The organism is Staphylospora marina (assembly GCF_003856495.1).
Lineage (GTDB): Bacteria > Bacillota > Bacilli > Thermoactinomycetales > Thermoactinomycetaceae > Staphylospora > Staphylospora marina.
On record NZ_CP034118.1, the window covers coordinates 2,492,780 to 2,517,623 of the forward strand.

23 protein-coding genes are annotated in these 24,844 nt (G+C 60.6%); 15 read left to right on the forward strand and 8 right to left on the reverse strand.

The window, feature by feature from the left end:
* Positions 1-153: 153 nt before the first annotated feature.
* The 3 genes from EG886_RS12270 to EG886_RS12280 form a co-directional block, all read right to left on the reverse strand.
* Positions 154-1,401, reverse strand: coding sequence for a glutathionylspermidine synthase family protein (locus EG886_RS12270; RefSeq protein WP_124728406.1), 1,248 nt, complete (start codon positions 1,399-1,401; stop codon positions 154-156).
* Positions 1,402-1,405: 4 nt separating this feature from the next.
* The gene (locus tag EG886_RS12275; RefSeq protein WP_124728407.1) at positions 1,406-1,648 is read right to left on the reverse strand and encodes a hypothetical protein; all 243 of its coding nucleotides are present in this window, start codon (positions 1,646-1,648) and stop codon (positions 1,406-1,408) included.
* A gap of 226 nt (positions 1,649-1,874) precedes the next feature.
* Entirely contained in the window at positions 1,875-2,555 is a 681-nt protein-coding gene (locus tag EG886_RS12280; protein WP_124728408.1) for a TerC family protein, read from the reverse strand.
* 394 nt (positions 2,556-2,949) lie between these two features.
* Here EG886_RS12280 and EG886_RS12285 point away from each other — a divergent pair, with 394 nt between their 5' ends.
* The 15 genes from EG886_RS12285 (at position 2,950) to EG886_RS12355 (ending at position 19,004) form a co-directional block, all read left to right on the forward strand.
* Positions 2,950-3,570, forward strand: coding sequence for a helix-turn-helix transcriptional regulator (locus tag EG886_RS12285; protein ID WP_124728409.1), 621 nt, complete (start codon positions 2,950-2,952; stop codon positions 3,568-3,570).
* A gap of 389 nt (positions 3,571-3,959) precedes the next feature.
* The gene (locus EG886_RS12290; protein WP_241154324.1) at positions 3,960-4,118 is read left to right on the forward strand and encodes a thiazolylpeptide-type bacteriocin; all 159 of its coding nucleotides are present in this window, start codon (positions 3,960-3,962) and stop codon (positions 4,116-4,118) included.
* 44 nt (positions 4,119-4,162) lie between these two features.
* Positions 4,163-4,321, forward strand: a complete 159-nt coding sequence (locus EG886_RS12295; protein WP_124728410.1) for a thiazolylpeptide-type bacteriocin — start codon at positions 4,163-4,165, stop codon at positions 4,319-4,321.
* Positions 4,322-4,423: 102 nt separating this feature from the next.
* Entirely contained in the window at positions 4,424-4,573 is a 150-nt protein-coding gene (locus EG886_RS12300) for a thiazolylpeptide-type bacteriocin (protein WP_124728411.1), read from the forward strand.
* Between the two features lie 39 nt (positions 4,574-4,612).
* Positions 4,613-4,762: a thiazolylpeptide-type bacteriocin gene (locus tag EG886_RS12305; protein ID WP_124728412.1), complete on the forward strand. Its 150-nt coding sequence runs from the start codon at positions 4,613-4,615 to the stop codon at positions 4,760-4,762.
* A gap of 146 nt (positions 4,763-4,908) precedes the next feature.
* Entirely contained in the window at positions 4,909-7,632 is a 2,724-nt protein-coding gene (locus tag EG886_RS12310; RefSeq protein ID WP_164491835.1) for a lantibiotic dehydratase, read from the forward strand.
* A 4-nt stretch (positions 7,633-7,636) separates the two neighbouring features.
* Positions 7,637-8,776, forward strand: coding sequence for a lantibiotic dehydratase C-terminal domain-containing protein (locus EG886_RS12315; protein WP_124728414.1), 1,140 nt, complete (start codon positions 7,637-7,639; stop codon positions 8,774-8,776).
* On the forward strand, positions 8,769-10,649 hold the full coding sequence (locus tag EG886_RS12320; RefSeq protein WP_124728415.1) for a hypothetical protein: 1,881 nt from the start codon (positions 8,769-8,771) through the stop codon (positions 10,647-10,649). The genes EG886_RS12315 and EG886_RS12320 overlap by 8 nt, the downstream gene beginning before the upstream one ends.
* Positions 10,646-12,622 (forward strand): TOMM precursor leader peptide-binding protein, encoded by a 1,977-nt coding sequence (locus tag EG886_RS12325; RefSeq protein WP_124728416.1) that lies wholly within the window; start codon positions 10,646-10,648, stop codon positions 12,620-12,622. Before EG886_RS12320 ends, EG886_RS12325 begins: the two co-directional genes overlap by 4 nt.
* A gap of 16 nt (positions 12,623-12,638) precedes the next feature.
* Positions 12,639-14,201 carry a nitroreductase family protein gene (locus EG886_RS12330; protein WP_124728417.1) on the forward strand — a complete coding sequence of 521 codons (1,563 nt, stop codon included), beginning with the start codon at positions 12,639-12,641 and terminating at the stop codon, positions 14,199-14,201.
* Between the two features lie 3 nt (positions 14,202-14,204).
* The gene (locus tag EG886_RS12335) at positions 14,205-15,188 is read left to right on the forward strand and encodes a thiopeptide-type bacteriocin biosynthesis protein (protein WP_124728418.1); all 984 of its coding nucleotides are present in this window, start codon (positions 14,205-14,207) and stop codon (positions 15,186-15,188) included.
* A complete protein-coding gene (locus EG886_RS12340; protein WP_124728419.1) occupies positions 15,188-16,081 on the forward strand; it encodes a SagB/ThcOx family dehydrogenase in 894 nt (297 codons plus the stop codon). The genes EG886_RS12335 and EG886_RS12340 overlap by 1 nt, the downstream gene beginning before the upstream one ends.
* Positions 16,078-17,220: a ThiF family adenylyltransferase gene (locus EG886_RS12345; protein ID WP_124728420.1), complete on the forward strand. Its 1,143-nt coding sequence runs from the start codon at positions 16,078-16,080 to the stop codon at positions 17,218-17,220. The genes EG886_RS12340 and EG886_RS12345 overlap by 4 nt, the downstream gene beginning before the upstream one ends.
* A 300-nt stretch (positions 17,221-17,520) precedes the next feature.
* Positions 17,521-18,264, forward strand: coding sequence for an ABC transporter ATP-binding protein (locus tag EG886_RS12350; RefSeq protein WP_124728421.1), 744 nt, complete (start codon positions 17,521-17,523; stop codon positions 18,262-18,264).
* Positions 18,264-19,004: an ABC transporter permease gene (locus EG886_RS12355; protein WP_124728422.1), complete on the forward strand. Its 741-nt coding sequence runs from the start codon at positions 18,264-18,266 to the stop codon at positions 19,002-19,004. The genes EG886_RS12350 and EG886_RS12355 overlap by 1 nt, the downstream gene beginning before the upstream one ends.
* 73 nt (positions 19,005-19,077) lie before the next feature.
* Here EG886_RS12355 and EG886_RS12360 read toward each other — a convergent pair whose 3' ends face one another.
* The 5 genes from EG886_RS12360 to argJ all read right to left on the reverse strand — a co-directional run bounded on the left by EG886_RS12360 (position 19,078) and on the right by argJ (position 24,827).
* Positions 19,078-19,749, reverse strand: coding sequence for a hypothetical protein (locus EG886_RS12360; protein WP_124728423.1), 672 nt, complete (start codon positions 19,747-19,749; stop codon positions 19,078-19,080).
* 880 nt (positions 19,750-20,629) lie between these two features.
* The gene (argF, locus tag EG886_RS12365) at positions 20,630-21,580 is read right to left on the reverse strand and encodes an ornithine carbamoyltransferase (protein WP_420894173.1); all 951 of its coding nucleotides are present in this window, start codon (positions 21,578-21,580) and stop codon (positions 20,630-20,632) included.
* An 8-nt stretch (positions 21,581-21,588) separates the two neighbouring features.
* Positions 21,589-22,797, reverse strand: coding sequence for an aspartate aminotransferase family protein (locus EG886_RS12370; protein ID WP_124728425.1), 1,209 nt, complete (start codon positions 22,795-22,797; stop codon positions 21,589-21,591).
* Positions 22,766-23,578 (reverse strand): acetylglutamate kinase, encoded by an 813-nt coding sequence (gene argB, locus EG886_RS12375; RefSeq protein ID WP_164491836.1) that lies wholly within the window; start codon positions 23,576-23,578, stop codon positions 22,766-22,768. Before argB ends, EG886_RS12370 begins: the two co-directional genes overlap by 32 nt.
* A 16-nt stretch (positions 23,579-23,594) precedes the next feature.
* The gene (gene argJ, locus EG886_RS12380) at positions 23,595-24,827 is read right to left on the reverse strand and encodes a bifunctional ornithine acetyltransferase/N-acetylglutamate synthase (RefSeq protein WP_277423819.1); all 1,233 of its coding nucleotides are present in this window, start codon (positions 24,825-24,827) and stop codon (positions 23,595-23,597) included.
* Between the last annotated feature and the right edge of the window lie 17 nt (positions 24,828-24,844).

Sequence of the window (24,844 nt, forward strand, 5' to 3'; positions counted from 1 at the left end):
CGCCATGTCATGATCATTTCCCGGGAAATCCATCTCTCAAAGCAAAAAGCCCGCCGAGACGACGCTCCGCCGGAGTGAACGCATCTTCGGCAGAAACAAGCACCGGCGGATCCGTGACCGATCCATGGATCCTACCCGCTCGCGAGTCGAATCTCAACTCCGAATCCCGACCGGCAAAAACAAAGAGTCATTGCCGGTGATTTCCTGATCGACCCGGGAGACGATGGCCGACGCACGGCCGCCGATCAGAAACGAGCCCCACAATTGCTTGCCGCGAACGGTTCCCTGAAGCGTTTCCACCTCGACCCACTCCAATTCCGCCAACTCCTGGTACACCATCGGCTGGTCCCAATACAATGTTCCACCGTCTTGAGCGATGACTCCTCCGGTGGAATCATACAGCCTGACGCCGCCTCCTTCCCGCCCGAACACCGGCTTGGAGACGTAAGGGCGTTTTCCGTGAAACACATTGTCCAGATAGGTGGGAAGCATGTGATCCCGGATGGTCTGTCTCTCCTCGTCCGTGAAGAACAGATCGCTCTCCGCCAGGTTCCAGATCAGGGCCTGCAACGCCTTGGTTTGGGAAATCAAGGCGGAAGGCGGATTGATCATGGCCAGCCGGCGGGAAACGGTGAGCTCCAGGATGCGAATCCCCGTCGGAAATCCGTCCTTGTCACGGTCCTTTACCATCAGTTCGATCGGATGCAGGCGGTACCAGACATCCACCGGCCGCCAGTCATCCCCGTCCCTGGCATGGAGCCTTCCCTGACAGTACGAAAGTTCTTCCAGCGGCACGAACCGGCCGTCCAGTCCGGAGGCATCCAGCAAATAGCGGGTGGTTCCCCGGTCTTCCTCATGCCGGCCTAGAGAGCTGAACACGATGGAATCGGAAGCAAACCCCAGACGGCGATATTCCCGGACCATGGTGGCAAATGCATCACGGATGTGCTCCCGCATTCCGTGATTGGGATTTTCCACCCCGAACTTCCCGCAAACCACGCCATTCACATGAAATCCTTCCACCAGACAGGTCGGGGTGTCGCTGTTGAACTCCAGCATCTTCAGCCCTCGCGGCGTCCGGGCAAAATCAAACCGCCCGACCAAGGTGGGCATTTCCGCACACACGGACATCCTGACGGCAGGCCGGGCCGCTTCGGGAATTCCCAACTCCGCCAGCAGTTCATCCCCCGCTTTTTGGACGACCTCCATGGTTCGGGCGAAAATCCGGCCCAAACGTTCGGTCACGTCGGCGATTTCCGCGCGAAATTCGGGAGAAATGAGGCACAGATCGGCGAGCGCATATTCTTTTCCGTACATCCAGTCCCAGGTGAAGACGCCTTCCTGACGGAGCGACTCGTAAATCTCGTGCCGCAGGCGTTGATATTCTCCCGTTTTTTTCATCCCATCAACCGCCAAACCCCTCGTCATCATCGTAATCTTCATACAGCTTGAGATATTTGCGCTTGCCGTCTTCTTCAATCCAATCATTCGGATCGACGGGAGTGCCGTCTTCATCACACTTCCGATCTTTGTTGTCATCGGCGCAATAATCCAGATCACACCCGGACACGGTCAAAGAGATCAAAGCGGCCGCGAACAACCCAACCACCTTCGAAGTCTTTCCCCCAAACGGAAGCCGCTTTTCCACCCGTCCCCCTCCTCTGAATATTCTGACATGCATTTTTGGGCGTGGAGGGAAAATCCGGGCATCGGTCCTGACGATGCCCGCGTGAAACCATCCGGCGGACGGCTGTCCAAGGCGCCTTCCGCGACGGATGAAAAACGCGAAACCCACGAATGAAGCCGTCTCGGAAATGAGTTGACGGCCTTCCGCCCACAGTTTTATACCCGTTTTCTTTTGTTTCGACACGGATTTATCCCGCGTTGGCTGTTTCTTTGCCGCGGTTTTTTGCCCACTTTCCCACCAGCAGCACACCGGCGACCACCAGGGCGGCAAACACGTATTTCAGCCAATCGGCCTGGGCGAACACGTCATGGAAGAGTTTTTCGTCAGCGATCATTTTTCCCGCCGTCCAAGCGAGCACACCGGCCCCGACATAGATGAGGCGCGGGTAACGCTCCAGAAGCCGCAGTACCACCGTGCTTCCCCACACCACGATCGGGACGCTGATGAGCAGACCGAGGATCACGAGAAGGTAGCTTCCGTGCGCGGCACCGGCCACGGCCAACACATTGTCCAGCCCCATCACCGCATCGGCGATGATGATCGTTCGAATGGCCGCCCACATGCTGTCCGCCGCCTGGACATCATGTTTCTTTTCCTCCAACAGGAGCTTCCATGCGATCCAGACCAGAATCAATCCCCCGATCAGAAGCAGTCCCGGGATCTTGAGCAGCCAAACCACTGCAAGCGTGGCGGCCGCACGGATGATGATGGCTCCGACGGTTCCGTACACGATCACTTTCTTTTGCTTGTCTTTCGGCAGATTGCGCGCCGCCAGTCCGATGACGATGGCATTGTCACCGGCGAGCACAAGGTCAATGATGATGATGGAAAGAAGTGCGCTCAAAAACTCAAACGACAGGAAATCCATCTTGAACTCCTCCTTGTTGCACTCCCAAAAAATAGAAATAGACCTTTACTTTGTCCCCAAAGTAAAGGTCTCGCTGACAACGAAAACGTTGCCCGACAGAGCCGGGGCGATCCGCCCGTACTGACGACTATGCCGAAAAGCTACTCCCCTGTTACCGATCCACATGCTATTTTTTTCAACTCTCATCTTATCCCACGGGATTTGTCCGAGTCAATCAAAATATTTGCAAGATCCAAATCCTCTATTCACAAGCAGGTTTGAAAATCATTTTGTATCAGAATTAAAACCTCGGGCATGCAAAAGGGATTCCGCATATCAAATCGAAATGTAATGATGGGCTTCGCTCCGGCCGTCCGCCGACCGCAGCCCATACAGAATAAGGAGGAAGATCCCTTTGCGCCTGGTTTGCCTCATCGTTGTACATCCTTCGCCCCATACCGCATCGGAGACCGTATCCAGGTGGAAGGAAGAGATCCGAAAACGGTTGCCGGAAACCGCCCCTGTTCGCCGCCATGACGCGGAGGAAAACCGTTTGCTCTGGCTTCATGCTTGCTGTCAGGAAGAAGTGAGAACCCGTTTGGACGGCTTGGACCCCTCCGCCGCATCCATCCTCTGCACCGACGGTTCGCAAGACGTGTGGCTGTCCTTTTTGGCCGTCGGAGTCCGGGGATTCGTTTCGTTCCGCGACCAAAAAGAACTTCCCGGAGCCATCCGCGCCGTGAACGCCGGCGGCCTCTATTTCAGCCGGTCCTATCATGAACGGGCGGGAGACATCTTGTACTGGAATCATCTGATCCACCGGGAGAACCATTCTCTTCCGCTGACCCCCACGGAAAGACGCATCATCCAGGAAATCGCCATGGACCGGTCCAACCGGGAAATCGCCCAATCCTTGCGAATCAGTGAACGGACCGTGGAGCATCACGTGTCGACCGCGCTTCGAAAAACCGGTGCGAAATCGCGCGTCGGATTGGTGATCCGCACCCTGAAAAATTTCCAAATAAATGTTATATAAAATTCTTAATTTGTGGAAAATACGGATTCGAAAATCGTCTTTCTGTGATATAAAAAGACTAGATTTTGATGGATTGATGGATTTTCATCCCAATGCATGCATGATCCGGATGGATCTTCCGCGCGAACGTATGGGTCTTCCGCGTCTCTTCGGGTTCCCTCCCGGTCCGTCAAAGCGGTTCCGAAATCGTTTTCATTTTCGGACGGCAGCGGATCCCGACATAATCGGAACCGTTTTCCATGGCGACGGATCCGGCTTTCCGCCATCGCTTCGGGGCCTCCTTTTTCCGGAAAGGAGGTGAATCCTTCCCGAGCGCCCCGATCTTCCTTCCCCCATCTTCATTCCCGGAATCGGGTGCGGCTCTTCATCCTACCGGAGGCAGGTGAAAAGTGGTGGAAGTGAAAGATCTGGAGATCACCGGACTGGACATCATGGATCTCAGCGATGCCGCCGCACTTCCGGAAACGGGAGCTTCTTCGGGAGAATCCAGCTGCTCCGTGGCGAGCTCCACCTGCGGTTCCAGCTCCTGCTGCAGCTCCTGTTGGTAATGATTGCCTGAACACGTACAAACCGGAAGGGAGAGTCATCATCGATGGACATGGAGATCCGGCATCTTGAAGTGACGGGACTGGAAGTGATGGAGCTGAGCGACGCCGCCGCACTTCCGGAAACGGGGGCTTCTTCGGGCATCACGCCCTGCACGTATTGCTCCACCTGCGGCTCCAGCTCCTGCTGCGCGTCGTGTCAATGAACCGTTCATCCCCGCAGGGACGGACAAGAACCTTCCGTTTCACTCCCCGGTCTGCTTGTTTCTCCGAGTGATTGGCCGAATCCTGAAAAGGAGGTGAAACTCATGGAAATCCGTGACCTGGAAATCACCGGTCTGGAAGTGCTCGACCTGAGCGACGCCGCTGCCCTGCCGGAAACGGGAGCTTCTTCCGGTTCCACTTCCTGCAGCGCTTCCTCCACCTGCGGTTCCAGCTCCTGCTGCGCTTCCTGCTGAGGAGCGTACCGGGCTTGATCTTGTCAAGGAGGTGATCCCATGGAGATCCGTGACCTGGAAATCACCGGTCTGGAAGTGCTCGACCTGAGCGATGCCGCCGCTTTGCCGGAGACCGGAGCCTCTTCCGGTTCTTCGTCCTGCAGCGCTTCTTCCACCTGCGGCTCCAGCTCCTGCTGCGGCTCTTGCTGATGCATGTTCTGATTCGCGTTTTTCGGAAAGCGAAGCAAACGGGTGTGGCCGCACCCGGGTGCTTCGCTTCCATCTATTTTACCACGTCATGGCAGATGATTCCATCAGACGACGGGCTTATTGCCCCGAAAAGGAGGGGTTTGTGCTTGGCTGTTTCCGGTGAGAACCTCATCCGTCCCCCGAAACGCGTTTCCCGCCGTCTGTTTCCCCATTTCCTGATCCGCACCGGCGGACTCCCCGCCGATGGTCTCCGCTTCATGCGTGCGAAGGAAACCGTGGAGCGCTTGCGGGAAATGACGGCTCTCTCCCGGCGGTTGTCCGAAGAGAACGGGGAGCTGATCGAAGCGGTGGAACGGGAAGTCCCGCAGGTTCGCTCCGATTCGCTCCGCAACGCGCTCATCCGGTTCAAACGGGACCTGTACAACGGTAGAAAGCCCAAGGTCCGCGTGACCGAAGAATGGGCGGAACTGACTCCGGAGCTTGCGCAACGGATTCGGCTGCGACTGCAAAACGAGGAGCGACTGGTCAAACTCCGGGAAGAAGCCCGAACCCGCTTTGAAGAGGAGCTGCTTGATGCCAGACGCCATCTCCGGCAAACGGTGACCGACCCTCGCCTGTTGGCCGGCATCGCGCTCACCAGCCAGGAGCTCCACGAAAAGGCGGTCAAGTACATAGAGACACCGGTGGAGCGGCAAAAATCCCGCCTGCGCAAGGTGGAGACCAGCCTGGTGAAATTCGTGACGCGGGCGTCGGTGAAAACCAGCCCGTTCAGCACGTTTACGGCCGTGGGCACGGGCTCTTGGGACGAACGGGCGGAACATGCTCCGTTTACCCTGCCTTCCCCGAACCACCGGGTGTTCACCGAGCTGAACCACGCCAATCTCCTGCGGGTGATGGAGGGATTGTGCGCCCATCCGGAAGTGCGCGTCCAGCTTCGGTATCGGATCAATCCGACGCTCATCATCGATCAGGGGCGGGTCAAATACATTCGCCGGACGGATGATTCCAAGCTGCGTCCCCGGGTGTTCAAAACGCTGGAGACCCCCGTATCCCTGGACGCCAATCCGGCCATTCGCCTGGTGCTGTCCCGTTTCGGGGATGCTTCGGAATTGTCGTATGCCGAATTGATCCGCCGGTTGACGGAAGCGGGCCAATTCCCGGCCGAGCAACTGCGCGCCTTCGTGAATCAGCTCATATCCCTGCAAGTGCTGGTTCCGGTACTCCCGCGTCACGAGCAGAACCCCGATTTGGCCGGCTGGTTGATCCGCTGGCTGGAATCGCTGGACGGGGACATCCCGAAAACGGCCCGGGACCATCTCATCCGGATCCGGGAATTGGCCGAGGCCGCGCCCGACGACACCCCGGAAACCCGCTCGCGGCGTCTTCGCGACATTCGCAACGAATTTCACGCGCTGCGCAAGTCGGTCGGCTTTGAGTTGTCCGACGAATCCCTGGCCCTCCTCCTGTTCGAGGACGCGATCCTGGAAGAAGAAGCGCGGATGAATCCCTCCGCCTGGGAACGGCATCTGGATGACCTCTTCGCTTGGCAGCGATTGCTTCCCGTCCTGGACGTCAAGTTCCGCATCCAGTCGAAAATCGCCGCCCAATTCGTCGAGATGTACGGAGAGAACGGCATCTGCGACCGACCGGGACGGTTCCTCAGCCAGGTGATCACCTCCATCACCGACTACTTCCGTTCGATGCTCCCGTCCAACATGATGAAAGACACGGAGCTGCACAACGACGTGGAAAACGTTCGCCGGCTGAATGAACTGAAACGGGAACTCGGGAAACTCATCGCCGAAAAACTGCGCTCTTCCGAAGAGGAAGCGTTTCTCAGCCGGGAGGAGATTGAGCGTCTGACCGAACGGATCCCCGCCCAGGTGCAGCACCGTTTCCTCACCAACGACGCGTTTGTCCAGCCGGCACTGGCAGACGGCAAACCGCTGTGGGTCCTGAATCACTTGTATGTGGGCAACGGCACGTTTTTCACCCGTTTTTTGCCCTGGTTCCGGGAAGAGTTGACACAGCGGCTTCGGGAAGAGCTGCGGGAGCTGGTTCACCCGCGGACGCTGGCCGAATTGTCCGGCGTGTTCGGGTTCAACGCCAATCTGCGGCCGAGACTGGCTCCGTTTGAACTGGATTTGCCCATGTTGCCGCCGGCGCGGGACGGCCTCGGGCCGGACGAGGTGATTTCGTGGGAGGATGTGATCCTCAAGTACGACAAGCGGGAGGACCGGGTGAAGGTGGTTCATCCGAAACACGGCGACCTGGCCGTTTTGTTCGCCGGTACCCTCATCCCCGCCCTGCTTCCGTTCGTGGTCAATTTCCTGGTGACGCAGTTCACCTGCGGCAACATGCCGGAAAACCTGTTCCTGTTCGCCGAGGAGGAGCTGAGTCCCGATGAGCGTCAAAAGATCCGGATCTGGCCGCGACTTCGGGTGGGAGATGTGGTGCTATCCCGCAAAAAATGGGTGATTCCCCGCGGGCACCTCCCCAAACGGGAGCCGAATGACAGCGATTTCGACTGGTTCGAGCGCGTGCATCGCTGGAAAGAGGAAATCGGATTTCCCGATCGGATCTTCGTCCGCTTCATTCCGCTGGACGATTCCGAAAACCCGTTCGGTGAGGACAGGGAGCCGTCCGATGCCTCCCGGAACTTCGACTTCACCGACTGGAAGCCGCAATGGATCGACTTTCAAAATCCGCTGACCGTGAAACTGCTGGGCAAAATGATCGCCGAGCAGCCCACCGGCATGATCGCCGAAGAGATGCTCCCTGATCTGGAACATCTCGCAACCGACCCGGATGATCACAAACGGGTGAATGAATGGGTGATCGAACTCAGCCAAGTTCCGGAGGTGGAATGATCCCGTGTGGAAAGCCGTTCGCATCACGTATTACGAAGACAACAAGGATCGGCTTCTGACGGAAGCGATCAAGCCCGCCGTGGAAAAGCTTCAAACCCGCGGACTCGGCCGCTGGTTTCTGAGGCGCCATTGGAAACGGGGCCCCCACATCTCCCTGGTCCTGGAAGACACGAATGAGCGATTGGAGACCGACTGGTTGCCACTCATCCGGGAAACCGTACTTCCCTGGCTGAACGACCATCCGTCACGCAAAGAGATCGATCCGGATCAATACCTCAAGCTGAGCGAGACCTTGGGAGCCTGGGAACTGGAGCCGGGGCCTTATCTTCCCCTGTCTCCCGACAACAGCCTGAACGTCGAGCCCCACGATCGCAGGGAAGATGTCGTCAGCGGGGCACGCGTGGCCGAGCTGTTGGAAGCGTTCCGTTCCGATGTGGCGCCGGTGACGCTGGAGCTGATCGCGGAAAGCGCCGGAAACCGCGGAAAACGACTGGAACAAATGATCGGACTGATGGCGGTCATCGCCGAACTGTACCCGCTCGGAGGAATCACGCGCGGGCATTTGTCATACCGTTCGCACGTGGAAGGTTACCTGCACACGTTTGACACCGACGGCCGTCTGCGCGAAACCTTCCGGCAACGGGACCGGGAACTGGGCGGGCGCATCGATGAGCTGGTCCGGGCGGTGCTGGCGCATACGGGAGAAGAAGGCGGTGTGTATCACGGACCGGACCGGTGGCTCCGCGCTTGGGCGGAAGCGTCCCTTCGCCTGTACACGGAAGCCAAGACCTTGGCCGACGCCGGAGAACTGACCTCGCGAACCGATCACTATCGGGAGATCGCCGCCACCATCGGCGAAGAGGCGGTGAAACGATGGGATCCCTCCGGGAATGAGCGGGGACTCAGCCCGTTTCATCAAAACCTGCAGTCCCGGGAAGAAGGCATGCGGGTCCTGCAAAGCCCGGAATTTGCCGCATACCGGATTGTGGTCAATGCCTTCTACGCCCATCTGCCCCTGTTTGACATCAATCCTCACACCAAGCATTTGTTGTGCGAACTGGTATCCAATGCAACCGAGCGGATCAAGGGTGTGACCTGGCAGCAACTGACAGGGTTTGGCCAAGGAGGAACCGCGGATGCTTGAACAACGACCGAAATGGAGACGGCACGTCCACTTCGCTCCCACGGAGAACGGCGTTTATTTCCACACCTGGAACTCCGAATTCGCGCTGAAAGGAAAAGGGCTGCACGCCTGGGTGGAACGGCTTGCCCTCCATTTCACCGGAGAGAAGACGCTGAAGGAGCTGACCGACGGATTGGGGGATGCACACCGGCGTTTCGTCCTGCAATTGACGGAAGAGCTGTTCAAGCGTGGCGTGCTCACGGACGGAAACCGGGAAGAAGCGACAACCCTGTCACCGTCGGAGAAAGAGCTGTACGACGACACGCTGGCCTTTCTGGAGCTTCACGCCGAGGATGCAAAAAAGCGGTTTCTCCGCTTTCGTCTGCACCGTCCGCGGGTGGCCGGTTCCGGCAAAGCGATGTTCGCCCTCGTCCGGTCCCTGGTGAAAATGGGCGTGAAATCCCCCGTTCTGCCGGCCGACGCCTCCGGGGACATCCGGCGCCTGGCCGAGGAATGGGCCGCCCGGGATCCCGCGTTTTCCCCCGTCTGGCAGGATCCGCTCTCCCCCGGAGACGAACGGGAAGCGGAACCTGTCGACGGGATCATTTTCATCGGGGAATGGACGGAGCGGGAACACTTTGCCCGCTGGTCCCGTTTTGCCCGTGAAAGAGGCATTCCGTTCCTGCCCGTCACGATTCATCCGTCCGGCGGATGGGTGGGCCCGCTGGAGTCTCCGGAAAGCATCGCCACCTGGCAATGCGCCCGGGACCGTTTCACGGACGCGGATGCTTCCGGAGAAAAAACGGTGACCTCGGACCTGCTCCTCGGCAACATCGGCGCTCTCGAATGGCTGAAACACGTGACCGGGGCGGCTGAAAGCGATGTCATCAACCACGTGATGGACCTTTCTTCGAAGCGGCTGGAAACGGTGCGACGCCGCATCCATCCGTCTCCGCTTGTCCTTGGGTCCTCCCGCCTCGTTCCCCCTGTTTCCCCGCCGGACTCAGGCGAAGAACCGGAAGACCAGGGGGTGTTTCTGGACAAGGCCGAATCGCTGACCGATCCCCGCTTCGGCGTTCTGCTCCGCATCAGCCCGGGAGACCTGATGCAGATTCCGCTGCCGCTCATTGCCGTCACCACCCGCATTCCGGGCGCCGGCAAAGACGGCATCCGCACGTTCGTCGGAGCCGGGGAAACGGTGCGTGACGCCACCGAAACGGCCTTGCGGGAAGCGCTCACCGCTTATGCCCGCGAACTGGAAGCCGTCGTGACCGGAAATGCCGACACGACCGAAGACGGACCGGTTTCCGCGGTGTGGAGCCACGGCCGGTCCCGGGACGAATGGGCGGGAAGCGGATTGCTGCGTTCCTGGATCCGGGTGTCCCTGTCACGCGGCAACCGGGGATTGGTTCGGCTGAACCGGGAAGACCTCCCCGACGGAAAACACCGCCGATATCTGAAAATGCTCGACATTCGTTACGGCCGGAAGCCGGAACTGTGGATGTTTCGTTCACAAACACCGCGGGCCGTCGGCATCTTTTTGACCGAAGACGGAAATCTGCTGGCCGAGGGAGCGGGCCGGACCTTCCATGAAGCCCTGGAACGGGCCTTGCCGGAAGCGCTTCGCCGCCTGCAACTCGCCGAGCATCACCCGGAGTTCGCCCCTCCAGCGGAAGCGGTATGGTTCCCCCGGGAAGAAGATCCGGAGGCGGACAGAACCATCCGGATGGACGAGCCGGTTCCCGACTGGGCCGAATGGCTGAAGGAGGCGGAGCGATTCGCCACACAAAGCGGATTCCGCATTCGACGGGAACCCTGGACCCGCGACCCGTTCCCGGCGGAACTGGGCGTGTGGGTCGGACAGGTCGGCTGGGAAGGAGGAAATGAGCCATGAGCCACACGGTCTGGTTGTGGGCAGAAGGACGGTTGGCGGACATGCTGGCACCGGTTCTGGAAGAGGTGTGCGAAGTCGTGCGGGTGGACGGATTGCCGGATGAACCGGGACCCGGGCGGCCGGATGCCCTGCTTCTGTGTCATGACGCCCGCCTGTTGGACCGCGAAGCGGACGCACAGGACCGGGCCAGGCGATGGGGCGTTCCGTTTTTCCGCATTCATCTGTATGTTGATCGCGTTTTTGCCGGTCCCTGGGTCCTGCCGGACGAACCCGGATGCGTGCACTGCGTGGAGTGGCGAATGAGCCTGGTTCATCCCCAGCGGGAGATCTGGCACAGTCTTGCGAAGGCACAGCGCATGCATGCGGAAGCCGGCATTCACCGCGGATGGAGTCCCCCGTTCCTGGACTCGCTCTCCCTGATCGTCCGGGACGAGTTGGAGCGCCTGCTGAGCGGAAAACCGCCACGGCTGAAACGGAGCATCTACGTGGCCACCGACGGAATGATGAACGGACGGATCCACGCGTTCCAGCCCAACCCGCTCTGCCCGCGGTGCGGAAACCTGCCGGATGACACGCCGGAGAGAGCGGTGTTCCGGGTGCGGTCCTTGCCGAAACCGCATCCCCGCACGTGGAGACTGCCCAACCCGAACATCCGAAACGACGTGCTGCGGGAAGCCTTTTACGATTGGCGGACGGGTCTGTTTCCCCACCTGTACCGGGATGTGTATTCGCGCTTCATGCCGATTTTCGGTGCGGAAATGCCGCTTCCCGATCGCAAATCCACGGAAATCGGTTTCGGACGGACCGACACGTTCCGGGACTCGGAACTGACGGCGATGCTGGAGGGATTGGAACGATACGCCGGCATGGTGCCCCGCGGAAAACGGACGGTCCACCGGGCATCGTGGAACGAAGTGCGCGACCGGGCGATTCATCCGCCGGAGTGGGGCATCCACCATCCCGACCAACGGGACGAGCCCGGCTATGCCTATGTCCCGTACAGCGATGATCTGAAAGTGAACTGGGTGTGGGGGTTTTCCTGGAAAGAACAAAAACCGGTGCTCGTCCCCGAGCAAATGGTGTATTACCGCCTGCCCGATCCGCCGGAGCGACCGACCAACCGGTTTGTCTATGAGACATCGAACGGTTGCGCCATGGGCGGTTCCCTTGAAGAAGCCGTCTTCCATGCCCTGATGGAAGTGATCGAACGGGATGCCTTCCTGGTTTCCTGGTACAACCGGCTGGCCCTGGACGAGATCGATGTGGAAGGGGTTCACAACCGGAACATCCTGCTGGTGAAAGACCGGGTCGAAGCCAACGGATACCGTCTGCATCTGTTTGACATGACGATGGAATCCGGCATCCCCGCCGTGTGGGCCCTGATGATCAATCCGGCGGAAGACGCGAAGGTGAAAACCTATTCGGCGGCCGGCGCCCACCCGGATCCGGAAAAAGCGATCATGGGGGCGCTGGTGGAAGTGGTCACCTCCGTGCCCATTTACGAGGAGATCATGCCGGCCCAGCGGGACAAGGCGGAACGGATGGTGCACGACCCCGGCCTGGTTCAGGAAATGCACGACCACGTGCTCCTGTACTCTCATCCGGACACGCTTCCCCGGTTCGATTTCCTGTTCCGGGAGAAGAAACGTCCGCGTCCGGTGCGGGAACTGTACCGCCGGTGGTACGAAGAGGAGCCCCCGGGCGACCTGGGAGCGGAGCTGAAGGAGCTGTTGGACAAGCTGACCCGTCTGCACGGAGATGTGGTGATCATCGACGAAACCACCCCGGAACTGGAGGCTCTGGGGATCCGCGCCGTCAAAACGCTGGTTCAGGGCATGCTCACCATGTCGTTCGGTCACCAATACCGGCGCATCGTGATGAAACGCGTCCTGGAAGCACCGGTTCGGACCGGCCGCCGTCCATCCCCGATCCGGGAAGAAGAGATCAATCTCTTCCCGCATCCGTTCCCGTAAGCAAAGGAGGATGCCGGTGGATACGTTTGAACGGGAATTCCGCGAGATGCTGTACCGTCAAACCTACGGCCGGTTCCGGGCCCACCGGACCCCCGATGACCACACTCCGCCCGATCCGCTGATCACGGACAAACCGTGCCTGAAGCGAATCCCTTTGCCGACGGAGCTTCCCGACCTGGGATCGCTGGACAGCCGGGGGCCGGCGCACGGGGATTTCGGCTCCGTTTCGCTTGCGAACCGGTTGTCCGCGCTGCTTCACTGCACGCTGGGCGTTTCCCGGCTGGAAATCGGCACGCCGAGGCCACTGCACCGCCCCGTTCCCTCCCCGCGCTGCCTCCACGCCTGTGAACTGTTGGCGGCCCTGCCGCCGGGCAGCCCGACGGGCGAGGGAAGTTTCCGCTATCATCCCGTTCGTCACGAACTGGAAGTGCGCCGGGAAGAACGGGTCTGGCACGAACTGGAGCAGGCTCTCGGCATGCCGCTTCACGATGCGGACGCGGTGCTTGCCGTGTCTGCCGAATGGTGGCGGATCGCCTGGATGTACGGGGACTTTTCGTTTCATCTGGCCACGCTGGAAGCCGGCCATCTTCGCGGCCACCTGCTGTGGCTGGCCGAACCGCTCGGCTTTCGGGCCCAATGGATGGACCGTTTTGACAGCCGCGCGCTGTCCGCCTGTTTCGGGTTGAATCCCGAAGCGGAAACCCTGCTGTCGGTGCTGGTGCTGAGAAGCGTGTGCGAACAACGCCCGGAAGCGGCTGAACGGCTGCCCTTCCGGACCGGGATTCCCGGTACGGACACCGACGGAGACGGGCAGGCGAACTTGCTGAAGCAATGCCCCGATCTGATGAGACTGACCGAACGGACCCGGCCGCATCCGCCGTCGGTCGGAAGGCGCTTGGATCCTCCGATCGCTTCTTTCCCGCTTGCTCCGGCGGACCGTCCTTTCTGCGAACCGGATCTTTCCTTCGGCAAATGGAGATACCCGCGAAGAGAAGACATTCTGAAAAGGCGCAGCGGCGGAAATGATGTGCTGGGGCTGGCGGCCGACGGCTCCCCCGTTTCCCTCGAAGAGCTGTCCGCGGTACTGGGCCGTCTGCGGGACCATGTCGCCGTGCATCCGGAACTGGTTCGCGGCATCCGCCTGTTCCTGTGGGCCCGACGCGTGGAGGGACTTTCTCCCGGCATCCGGGAAGTCCGGCCCGACGGAAGCCTCGTCTCTCTCCGAACGGACGGCTGCCCCTCCCTGGCGGGGATCGGCACGGCGGACCCCCGCACCGCCCATTTGGACAGCTTTCCGATCGCATTTCTGTTCACCGCCGATTACATCGGCGAATACCGGTTGACGGGGCCGGAAGCCATGCCTCTTCTCCAGCAAAGAACCGGCCATCTGACGCAGTGGCTGATGCTGCATGCCACCGCCATGGGCTGGATGGCCCGTCCGGTCAAAAGTTTCGACGAGCTTCGGGCCGAAGAGATTCTCAACCTGACGGAGACGGGGGAAACCGCCGTGTATCTCCTGCTCGTCGGAAAACACCGGCACCCGTTTCTTTCGCTTGACATGAGCCTGGGAGGTGTGTGACTCATGAGTTCTGCTGCCCATCCGGACTGGCTGGCCCTGCACGCGTTCACGCACGACCCCTTCGGGCAGGATTCCCTGCTGCTGGAGGGAATCTTGCCCGCCCTGAGGCGCCTGGAAAGGAAAGGGGCTTTCCAAAAATGGTTTTTTCTCCGCTACTGGGAAGGAGGGCCCCATCTTCGGGTGAGGTTTTTCCGACCGGAAGAGGGAGTGGAAGCGTCCATCCGCGAAGCGGCGGAAACGTTTCTCAAATCCCGTCCTCCCGCGCGGACGCTCACCCGGGATGCGTATTACGCCAACCATCGCTTTGACGGCGAACCGGTCGACCCCGACACCCTGCCGTGGTATGAACACGGCCAGGTGGTCCGTCTGCCCTATTTCCCGGAGATCGACCGGTACGGAGGACCGGAAGCCATGCCGGTCAGCGAAGATCTGTTCCACGCTTCCAGCGAGCTGGCGGTCCGGGTCATGGAGGCCTCCGGCAGCCTGAATGACCGGGTGGCCCGGGCGATGGACATCATGGTGGTGACCGCCTTGGCAATGGAAGTGAAGCCGGAGGAACTGGAGACGTATTTCGACCGGTACGCCCGTTTCTGGGAGCGGTTCGTCGATGACCCCGAGGCCTCGGAAAAGCGGATTCGCGCATCATTTGAACGGCAGAAGGATTCCCTCGTGCACCGGCTGCGGCTGCTGATCCGCCTCGTCCGGGGAGAATTCACGTACGAACTGTTCGCGAACTGGCTGAACGCGCTGAACCGGGCCCGGGAAGCGTACGCCGACATCCACCGAAACGGTCGTCTCCGCGCTCCGTTTCCGGGTGCTCCCGACGATCCGGCTCAATTTTTCCGGGCCGCCGTCTCAGGCATCGCCTTTTCCCAGATCCACATGACCAACAACCGGCTGGGCGTTCCGCCCGTTCACGAGCATTACCTGGGCATGATGATTTCCTTGACCGCGGCCGCTCACCGCGAGGCGGAAGGAGGGACCTGATGGGACGCAAACCGTTCCTGACCGCTTCCCTGCACCACTTGTCCCCGGAAGAACGAAGCCGGATGTTGGGCACTCACTTTCCGGACCCGTTTGAACCGGCTCTTCGCTATCACGAGTCCAGCAGCTTCCATCCCGACCTGATGTCCTTCCAGGCACCCCGGTCCGCTTACCTGCTGCCGGATCACCGCCGGCTGCGAACGGGGGAAAAGTTGGACCTTCCTCCGGAGGAATCCTTGCCGCCGCTGTCGGCTTCGCTCGGCGATGTGATTCACAGGCGCCGCTCCCGGTACGCGTTCGGCGGAGAGGTCCGCCTCGAAGAACTCGCCGCCCTGCTGACGGGCGGACTGGGCATCACCGCCCGGAAAGAAGTGAAAGACGGCGCCGGGCAGACATACGTGCTGCAATTGCGCGGCTATCCGTCCGGCGGAGCGCTGTATCCGGTGGAAACCTGGGTGGTGATGAACCGGGTGACCGGGGAAGGAGCGGGCGTCTACCGATTCAGCGCGCCCGACCGTTGTCTGTGGAAAGTGCCTGACTTGTCCCTCCGTCCGGAAGACATCGCCGCGTGGACGCCGGGCACGGATCCGGACCGGAATCCGCTCTATTCGGCGGAGGACTTCACCGAAGCCGCCGCCTTTCTGCTGCTGGTCGCCGACTTTTCCTGTCAGGCGGACAAATACGGGCCCCGTGCCTACCGGCTCGCCCTTCTGGAAGCCGGACACATGGCCCAAAATCTGCTGCTCGCGGCGACGGCGCTGGACCTGTTTGCGGTCCCCATCGCCGGCTTTTACGACGGACGGGCCAACCAGGCCCTGAGGCTGGATCCCCGCCGTCAGGCACTTGTCTACCTCATCCCCGTGGGCAGACCGAAGGAGGAGAGCCAAACCCCATGAGTTCGCTTGATTCATCCCGTGAATACATCCGATTTCGACCGGGGGTGTTCCCCTCCTTTCCCGCCTCCGGCCAGATTGAGCTTCGCACCGGTCCGCTGGGTCCCCCGCTCATCCGCTTGCTTCTGCCGGAGGGAGAGGACTGGGTGAGCCCGATTTTTCGCCGGTTGGACGGCTCCCGACCGATTCCGGAACTATTGGACGCCATCCCCGAATCGCGCAGAGCGGACGCCCGCAAACTGCTGAGTGTTCTGGTGGCGAAGAGATGGGCGGAAACGGGGGATGCCCCTTTCAAGGCGGAAGACCCGGTGAAGGACCATTTGCTGGCGTTTCGTTCGTTTTCCAACGAGGATGCGGAACGAACCCTGCGAAAGACGCGTCTGCTGGTCCTGGGCGCGGGCCGGCTGGGCAGCCGCATCGCGGGAAATCTGACCATGACCGGTTTTCGGCAACTGACGCTTTTGGACCCCTCTCCCGTTTCCTTCCAAGACCGGACGGCTTCTCCTCTTCTGTTGCAGGCGGAACCGGGAACTCCCCGCGCAAACGCACTCGCCTCCGCGCTGCGGGAGATGGCGCCGGACGCAGCGGTACAAGCCGTGACGGAAGCCGACGGCCGGACCCTGGAGCGGGAAATGGCCGAACATGACCTGACCATTGTGGCGGAAGACTGTTTTCATCCCCGCCTGCTCAGCGACGTCAACCGTCTGGCGGTCCGTTTGGGGAAGCGCTGGTCCATGGTGCTGGTGAACGGTTGGAACCTCCATGTCGGTCCCACCATTTTTCCCGGACAATCCGGTTGTCTCCTCTGCCTGCACCTGGAAACCGGCGAGACATGGGTTCCGGAAAACGCTCCCGAAGAACCGGCCGCCGATTCCGGGGAACCGACCCGATCCTTGGAGAGCGGATTCCCGTCTCTCGTATGGCCGCCGCATGCCGACGTGGCCGCCGGCCTTTTGGCGACGGACATGCTTCACGCCGCCGGGATCATGCCCCGAAGAATCGAACCGGGCACCGGGATGACGCTCGGGCGCCAGCTGGTGTTTGACCTGAAATCGGGCCAAGCTTTCTGGCGAACGGTCCCCCGCAGGCCCGATTGCCCCGTGTGCGGACCGGGCGCCCTTTCACATCCCCATGAATATTGATTCTTGTTCGCAGATTCGAAAAAGTTTATCATATGAATGAAAATCCCTGTGATTTTTTCCCCTGTGGGAGAACATGCGGAAGCCCCCGAAGAGCCGACGGACTCGTGATTCGAAAGATTTGAAGACGGTTTCCCCGTCCGTGTCCACGTCGGTCCTCGGCCGGAGCGCGAGGGGGGGAAATTCCGACGACCGGGAGTGGCACCCACTCGCCAAGCATGTTCGGGAATGATTTGAGGATTTGTATGTTTTCATTCTGTACCCAGGGATTCTCCGAAAAATTCAGGAAAAAGGAGCCGATCCATGACCCGGGAACAACCTGTGATTGAAGTGCGGGAACTCAGAAAAACGTATGGAGACGTCCGGGCGGTGGACGGAATCTCGCTGGAAGTCTTTCGCGGTGAGATTTTCGGTGTGATCGGAGCCAACGGCGCGGGCAAAACGACTACCCTGGAAATGATGATGGGCCTTCGCACCCCGGACTCCGGCACCATCCGGGTACTGGGACTGGAGGTTCCCCGCCAATCCTCGGAACTGAAACAGCGCATCGGCATCCAGTTGCAACAGACCGCCCTGTATGACCGGATCAAAGTGAAAGAAGCGCTCGACGTGTTCGGCGCTTACTACCGGCAACGGCGGGACCAGAAGGAAATCATCGATTTGCTCGGACTGGAGCCGTATCTGGACAAAACGGTAAAAAAACTGTCGGGCGGCTGGCAGCAACGGGTGGCCTTGGCCCTGGCCCTGATCAACGATCCGGAGATCATCTTCCTGGATGAACCGACCACCGGACTGGACCCGCAGGCCCGCCACGATCTGTGGCAGATCATTCTCAGTCTGAAAAACGAAGGAAAAACGATCCTCCTCTCCACCCACTACATGGAAGAAGCACAGCGCCATTGCAGCCGGGTGGCGGTGATCCGGCAGGGAAGGCTGGTCGCCTGCGACACGCCCGCCGGTCTGATCGCCCGACTGCCCGACGGCAACGGCACGATGGACGACGTCTATGTCCAGATGGCCGTCGGACCGAAAGGAGAGTCCGCCTGATGAAAGCACTTCTCGCCCACACAAGACTGGAAGTCACCCTGCTGTTCCGGGAAGTGATCGCCGTTTTTTTCAGCTTCCTTCTGCCCGGGGCCTCCTTTGTCATCATGGGCAAGATCTTCGGCGACCAGGTATACAGCACCGGAACGTACTTCGAAACCTACATTCCCTCCATGATGGGCATCATCATTTTCGCCACCTGCCTGTTCGCCGTCGGACTTCAGGTGGTGATCGACCGGGAAAAAGGCGTTTACAAGCGACTCAAAGGCACGCCGATCAATCCCTTCCACGTGCTGGTCGCCCTGCTGGCCAAAGGATTCATCGCCATCTACGTCGGCGTGGTGGAGATCCTGGTGCTGGCCCGTCTGGTGTTTGACGTCTCGCTCACGCCTCACCTGCTTCAGTTCCTGGGCGCCGTGACCTGGGCAACCCTCTCTTTCCTGGGACTCGGCTTCCTGATGGTCAGCGTCACCCGTCGCATGCAAACGGCACTCGCTTTCGGCTTCATTTGCATGTATCCGATGATGTTCCTGTCGGGATCCTTCTTCCCGCTGGACATGATGTCCGATTTCTGGAAAGACGTGGCCCAGTTCAATCCGTTGTTCCACGCCAACCAACTGATGATCCTCGGATACAAGGGAGACCTTTTCACACAAACCGGAGCGATCAGCGCGGCCGTCCTCGGCGGCATCCTGGTGGTGGGCTCCGGCATCGGTTTCCGGTACTTCCGCTGGGAACCGTGATGAACGGACGTCGATGTCCTGAACCGGCCGGAACCCGTGGAAAGCGAACGGGTTCCGGTTTTTCCGTTCCTCCTCACAAAAACCGGGGATCCAGCCTCTCTCCGAGCTCCTCCTTCAACTGCCGGAGCGTCTCCCCGTCCCGCGCGGAAACTTGTACCGTCAAATACTCCGTAATGCTCGCCACCCATTTCCCGCCACAGAAAAACAAAAGGGGCACGCCCTTGATCGACGCTTGTCCCAACAGCCTCACCTCCGCCCAAGATTCCACCGCCGCCGCGCGCGCATCGTCCCACTCCGCCGGTCCCCGGGAAATGATCCGGGCCCCCGCCAACAGGTCCTCATACGCTTGGCACGCCGGGCCGAACCATTCCTCAAACCGGGGATGTTCCTCTTTCCAGCCGGGCGCAAGATACGCATCCACCCGCCATTCCCGGGACAGATCCGGCGAGACCACCGTGTTCCCCGAAGGAAACAGAAACTCCCCCGCCGTCTCCAGCCAATCGAAAAACGCCTGCTCCCAAGCGATCCATTCCCGGGGGGTGAATGTGGGATCGGCGGATTTGTTGTTGACGGCTTCAAATCCCCAATAAAGCGGGCTGGCCACATTGATCTTCCGATTAAACTGTTCTTCCGGCATGGTGAAGCAGATGCGGTGCGGGCAGGGTTTCCCCTCTTCGCCGTTCCAGGAAAACCAGTCGTACGGGCTGATTTCCTTCAAGAGCTGTGATGTGTTCAGTCGTTTCAAGGGATGAGACCTCCGTGTGTTTATTTGTTGCAGAGTCTGCCGCCGTGGCTGTTCCCGGCGATTGCCTTTGCGCCAGCAATGAAATGAGCCGGGAACGGCCACGGATTCGGATTTTTAGCATTGTGTGACCAAGCATACCGAAGACAACCCCTGCTTGTTTCGTTGCAATGGCAAAGGCACTCGCAGGGATTGGGGCCGGCTTTCTCACAAATGCATCACCGCCGTGACTGTTCCCGGTGAATGCCTTTGCGTCAGCAACGAAATGAGCCGGGAACGGCCACGGATTCGGATTTTTAGCATTGTGTGACCAAGCATGCCGAAGACAACCCCTGCTTGTTTCGTTGCAATGGCAAAGGCACTCGCAGGGGTTGGCTTCGGCTTTCTCAACAAGCCAATACCTCTGCCGCGTGACTGTTCCCGGCGATTGCCTTTGCATCAGCAACGAAATGAGCCGGGAACAGCCACGGTTTTCCGGCTGTCCAGATGCTCGCCGGATGCCAAACTCCCGCTCGTTTCATTGCAATGGCAAAGGCACTCACAGGGATTGGGGCCGGCTTTCTCACAAATGCATCACCACCGTGTTCCCGGTGAATGCCTTTGCGTCAGCAACGAAATGAGCCGGGAACAGCCACGGATCAAGGATTGACCTGTCTTTGATATTCGAGGACGAAAGAAATTTTGGGGCCGATTCAACCGCCTTCGGTGCGATGTCATGAATGCGTCCCGTTTGAGGACTCACCGTCGCTCTTGCAAAGAAAAAGGGAACTCTCCCACCCGAAAGGGTGAAGAAAGTTCCCTCGCCAAGAAAAGTCGGGGGCAATCAGCTTCATCCGGCAAAGCTTTGAATCCTGCCGGGAGACTGCCGAACGGAGATAGCCGTTCACTCTCCCAGCAGGGCCATCAGCAGCGCCTTCTGCGCATGCAGGCGGTTTTCCGCCTGATCAAACACGACCGAGCGGGGGCCGTCGATCACGCCCGGGGATACCTCCCAGTCGCGATAGGCGGGCAAACAGTGGAGGAAGACCGCGTCTTCCTTCGCCAGCGCCATCAGGGTTTCATTCACCTGATATCCCTGGAAGTCGCGGAGGCGTTTCTCCTTTTCCTCTTCCTGCCCCATGCTGGCCCACACGTCGGTGTAAACGGCGTCCGCTCCCTGGACGGCGACGAACGGGTCATGGCTGAAGTGCAAGCTGCCTCCGGTGAGAGCGGCCATTTCCTCCGCCTGTTTCCACACCTCAGGCAGCGGTTCGTACCCCGGGGGCGTGGAAATGTGGAGGTGAATGCCCGCCAGCGCCGCCCCGTGCATCAGGGAATGCAACACGTTGTTCCCGTCGCCGACATACGTCAGCTTCAGCCCGGACAAGGTTCCCTTCACTTCCCACAGCGTCAGCAGGTCGGCGAGAATCTGGCACGGATGGTACAGGTCGGTCAGTCCGTTGATCACCGGGATTTCGGCATGCGTCGCCAGCTCCTCCACCAGTTCCTGGCTGAATGTGCGGATCAGGATGGCGTCCACGTAACGGGACAGGACTTTCGCGGTGTCCTCGACCGATTCGCCGCGCCCCATCTGCAACTCTTCCCGCTGAAGGTTGAGCGCATGGCCGCCCAGCTGGGCCATGCCCACCTCGAAGGACACGCGCGTCCGGGTGGACGGCTTGTCGAAGATCATGGCCAGGGTTTTCCCCTTGAGCGGAGCGCCGATGCTCCAGAGTTGCCGCTGGGTTTTCATCTGGTGGGCCAGTTCCACCAGCGATTGAAGTCCGGAGGGGGAAAGACCCTCCAGCGTGAGAAAATCCTGCCCCTTGAGCGGGGCCAATGCCGGTTTGGACAAGAGTGCGTTCATTTGGCGACAACCTCCCTGATCTCGCTCAATCCTTCCATTTTCCCTCCGAACCGCTTTTCGGCCACCTGCCCGATGATCCGGACCGCCTGCCGGATCTCCGTTTCGCCGACCACCAGGGGAGGGAGCAGGCGCAGCACCGTTTCCCCCGCCGGAAGCGTGACCAGTCCCGCATGCAGCAGCTCCCGGATGAAGGGCTGAACCGGAACGGTGAGCTCCACGCCGATCATCAGCCCGAGACCGCGGACATCGATCACTTCCGCGTACGGAGACAGCACTTGGCGCAATCCGTCCCTCAGCAACCGGCTTTTCGCTTCCACTTCCCCGATCAGTCCCGACACCTCCAACTCCTCCAGCACCGCTCCCGCCGCCGCCATGGCCAGCAAGTTTCCGCCGAAGGTGGTTCCGTGCGAACCGGGTCCCAAATGCGGCTTCAATTCCTCTCGGGCCAGCATGGCGCCCACGGGGAATCCGTTGCCGAGTCCCTTGGCCGTCGTGATCACGTCCGGGGTGATGCCGTATCGTTGAAAGGCAAACCATGCGCCGGTTCTTCCGATGCCGGTCTGCACTTCATCCACCATCAGGAGCAACCGTTTCTCGCGGCACCAGTCGGCCAGCTCCCGGACAAACCCGGGATCGACGGGTTTCACGCCGCCCTCCCCCCGTACCAACTCCAACAGCACCGCCGCGGTGGCCGCTCCGGTGGCTTCCCGCACCGCGTCCATGTTCTCCGGCGGCAGAATGCGGAATCCGCCCGGAAGCGGGTCGAATCCCCGTTTCACCTTCTCCTGACCGGTGGCGGTGAGGGTGGCCAACGTCCGCCCGTGAAACGATCCCTCAAACGTCAGAATCTGCGGTTCGGCAATCACCTTGGCTTCCCGGGCCCAGCGGCGGGCCAGCTTGATGGCCGCCTCATTGGCCTCCGCGCCGCTGTTGCAGAAGAACACCGCTCCCATCCCCGACACCCGGCAAAGGGCTTCCGCCACCCGTTCCTGAAGCCTGTGGGGAAAGAGATTGGACAGGTGCCAAAGCTGCCCGGCCTGCCGGATCAGGGCTGCCCGCACGCGGGGATGATTGTGTCCCAGTCCGGTCACCCCGATTCCGGAAGCGAAATCCAGCCATCGCCGTCCCGACCGGTCAGTCAGCCAGACGCCTTCTCCTTTTTCGAACTCCACATCATACCGGATGTAAGTGGGAAACAGCTTCACCCGTCTTCACCTCTTCCCTCACCAGGCAGGTGCCCGTTCCTTCCTCTCCGGGGAGAACCGGGGACTTGCCGCCCGTGATCCACACCTCTTCCACCGACCCGCGCAGGCAGCGGATGCCCGCACGCGTTTTGGGAATCATCCCTCCCGTGATCCAGCCGTTCCGGATGCCTTCTTCCAGCTGCTGCAACGTGGCCTTGGACAACCGGATGCGTTTGGCCCCTTCGGTGCGGTAAATGCCGTCGACGTCCGTCACCAGTACGAGACGTTTGGCCGAGATCGATTCCGCCAGCGCGGCGGCCGCCTCGTCCGCATTGATGTTGTAGTGTCGGCCCTGTTGATCCGCCCCGACGGAAGCGATCACCGGCACCCATCCGTCCGCGAGCATGCTGCGGAGGGCTTCCCGGTTCACCTCTTCCACCTCGCCGACAAATCCCAATCGGGCATCGGCCGGTTTGACCCGCAGGAGGGAGAGATCCACCCCGCTCAGCCCGATTGCCGGAATGCCCGCCATCAAGAGCGTCGACACCAACCGCTTGTTGATATCTCCGGCCAGCACCATCCTGGCCGCTTCGAGGGTTTGTTCATCGGTGACCCGGCGGCCGTCGACGAAACGGGGGACGATGCCCCTCTCCCGCAGGAATTCCGACAGGCGCGGACCACCGCCGTGCACCACGACCAGCGGTGTGCCTTCGGCATGCAAACGGGCGATTTGTTCGAGAAACCGGGATTCCATCCGGTCCATCGCGTGTCCTCCCAGTTTCACCACGACCGCTTTCTCCACGACTTCCCTTCCCTCCTCATGTGCGGTAACTCGCATTGATGGTCACGTAATCATGGGTCAGATCGCATCCCCACGCCACGGCCTTTCCCTCCCCGGAGTGGAGCTTCAGACGGATGCACACCGTCTCCCGCCCCAGTTCCGCCTCGGCGGCTCCGGCGTCAAACACCAGCGGGATTCCTCCGCGCACCACCTGAACGTCTCCGAGAAACACTTCCGTCTTCTCCGGATCGAGCGTGGGATCCCCGTATCCGGCCGCACACACGATCCGGCCCCAGTTGGCATCCCTGCCGAACACCGCCGTTTTCACCAGGCTGGATCCGGCCACCGCCCGCGCGACGGCCGCGGCTCTCTTTGCGTCGGACGCTCCTTCCACCTGCACTTCGATCAGGCGGGTGGCACCTTCCCCGTCCCTGGCGATTGCCTTGGACAGCTCCCGGCACACATGAAGAAACGCCGCGGAAAACGCCTCCCAATCGGGATGGTCGGGAGTGAGAGTCCGATTGCCCGCCAGTCCGCTGGCCATCGCCACCGTCATGTCGTTGGTGCTGGAATCCCCGTCGACCGTGATCATGTTGAACGTTTCGTCCGTTGCTTTCCACAGCAGCGACTGAAGCATGTCGGGGGAAATCCGCGCATCGGTCGTGATGAAGGCGAGCATGGTGGCCATGTTGGGATGAATCATGCCGGACCCTTTGGCCGCCCCCGCCACCACCACCGGGACTCCGTCCACCGTCAGCCTGACTTCGGCCTGTTTGATACAGGTGTCGGTGGTCAGGATCGCTTTGGCGAACGAACGTCCTCCTTCCTTGCTCACCGTCAGCTGCCGGAGTCCGCCGACAATCCGGTCCATCGGCAGGAATTCCCCGATCACGCCGGTGGAGGCCACCGCCACTTCATGCCGGTTCACTCCCAGAAGCTCCGCCGCCGTATCCCGCATCATCCGGGCATCTTCCAAACCGCGAGGACCGGTGCATGAATTGGCGTTCCCGCTGTTGACCACCACGGCCCGCAGGGTTCCGCCGGCGCCAAGACTTTCCTGGGTCACCTTGATGGGAGCCGCCTGAAAGGCATTGGTGGTGTACACGGCCGCCGCACTGGCCGGCCGTTCGCAAACGATCATGCCCAGATCCGGTCGCTTTCTCTTGATCCCGCAATGCATGCCTCCGGCCGCAAACCCTTTCGGCGATGCGACATTGGGTTCATTCACGATGACAAACGGCGTTTTCCCGATCAGGATCCCTTGTTCCACGTCCGTTCCCTCCTCTC

What these genes read in the sequence shown, in the direction of transcription:
- EG886_RS12270 (WP_124728406.1), bottom strand. Translation starts at nt 1,401, where the DNA reads ATGAAAAAAACGGGAGAATATCAACGCCTGCGGCACGAGATTTACGAG.
- EG886_RS12280 (WP_124728408.1), bottom strand. Translation starts at nt 2,555, where the DNA reads ATGGATTTCCTGTCGTTTGAGTTTTTGAGCGCACTTCTTTCCATCATC.
- EG886_RS12295 (WP_124728410.1), top strand. Translation starts at nt 4,163, where the DNA reads ATGGACATGGAGATCCGGCATCTTGAAGTGACGGGACTGGAAGTGATG.
- EG886_RS12300 (WP_124728411.1), top strand. Translation starts at nt 4,424, where the DNA reads ATGGAAATCCGTGACCTGGAAATCACCGGTCTGGAAGTGCTCGACCTG.
- EG886_RS12305 (WP_124728412.1), top strand. Translation starts at nt 4,613, where the DNA reads ATGGAGATCCGTGACCTGGAAATCACCGGTCTGGAAGTGCTCGACCTG.
- EG886_RS12320 (WP_124728415.1), top strand. Translation starts at nt 8,769, where the DNA reads ATGCTTGAACAACGACCGAAATGGAGACGGCACGTCCACTTCGCTCCC.
- EG886_RS12325 (WP_124728416.1), top strand. Translation starts at nt 10,646, where the DNA reads ATGAGCCACACGGTCTGGTTGTGGGCAGAAGGACGGTTGGCGGACATG.
- EG886_RS12335 (WP_124728418.1), top strand. Translation starts at nt 14,205, where the DNA reads ATGAGTTCTGCTGCCCATCCGGACTGGCTGGCCCTGCACGCGTTCACG.
- EG886_RS12340 (WP_124728419.1), top strand. Translation starts at nt 15,188, where the DNA reads ATGGGACGCAAACCGTTCCTGACCGCTTCCCTGCACCACTTGTCCCCG.
- EG886_RS12345 (WP_124728420.1), top strand. Translation starts at nt 16,078, where the DNA reads ATGAGTTCGCTTGATTCATCCCGTGAATACATCCGATTTCGACCGGGG.
- EG886_RS12350 (WP_124728421.1), top strand. Translation starts at nt 17,521, where the DNA reads ATGACCCGGGAACAACCTGTGATTGAAGTGCGGGAACTCAGAAAAACG.
- EG886_RS12355 (WP_124728422.1), top strand. Translation starts at nt 18,264, where the DNA reads ATGAAAGCACTTCTCGCCCACACAAGACTGGAAGTCACCCTGCTGTTC.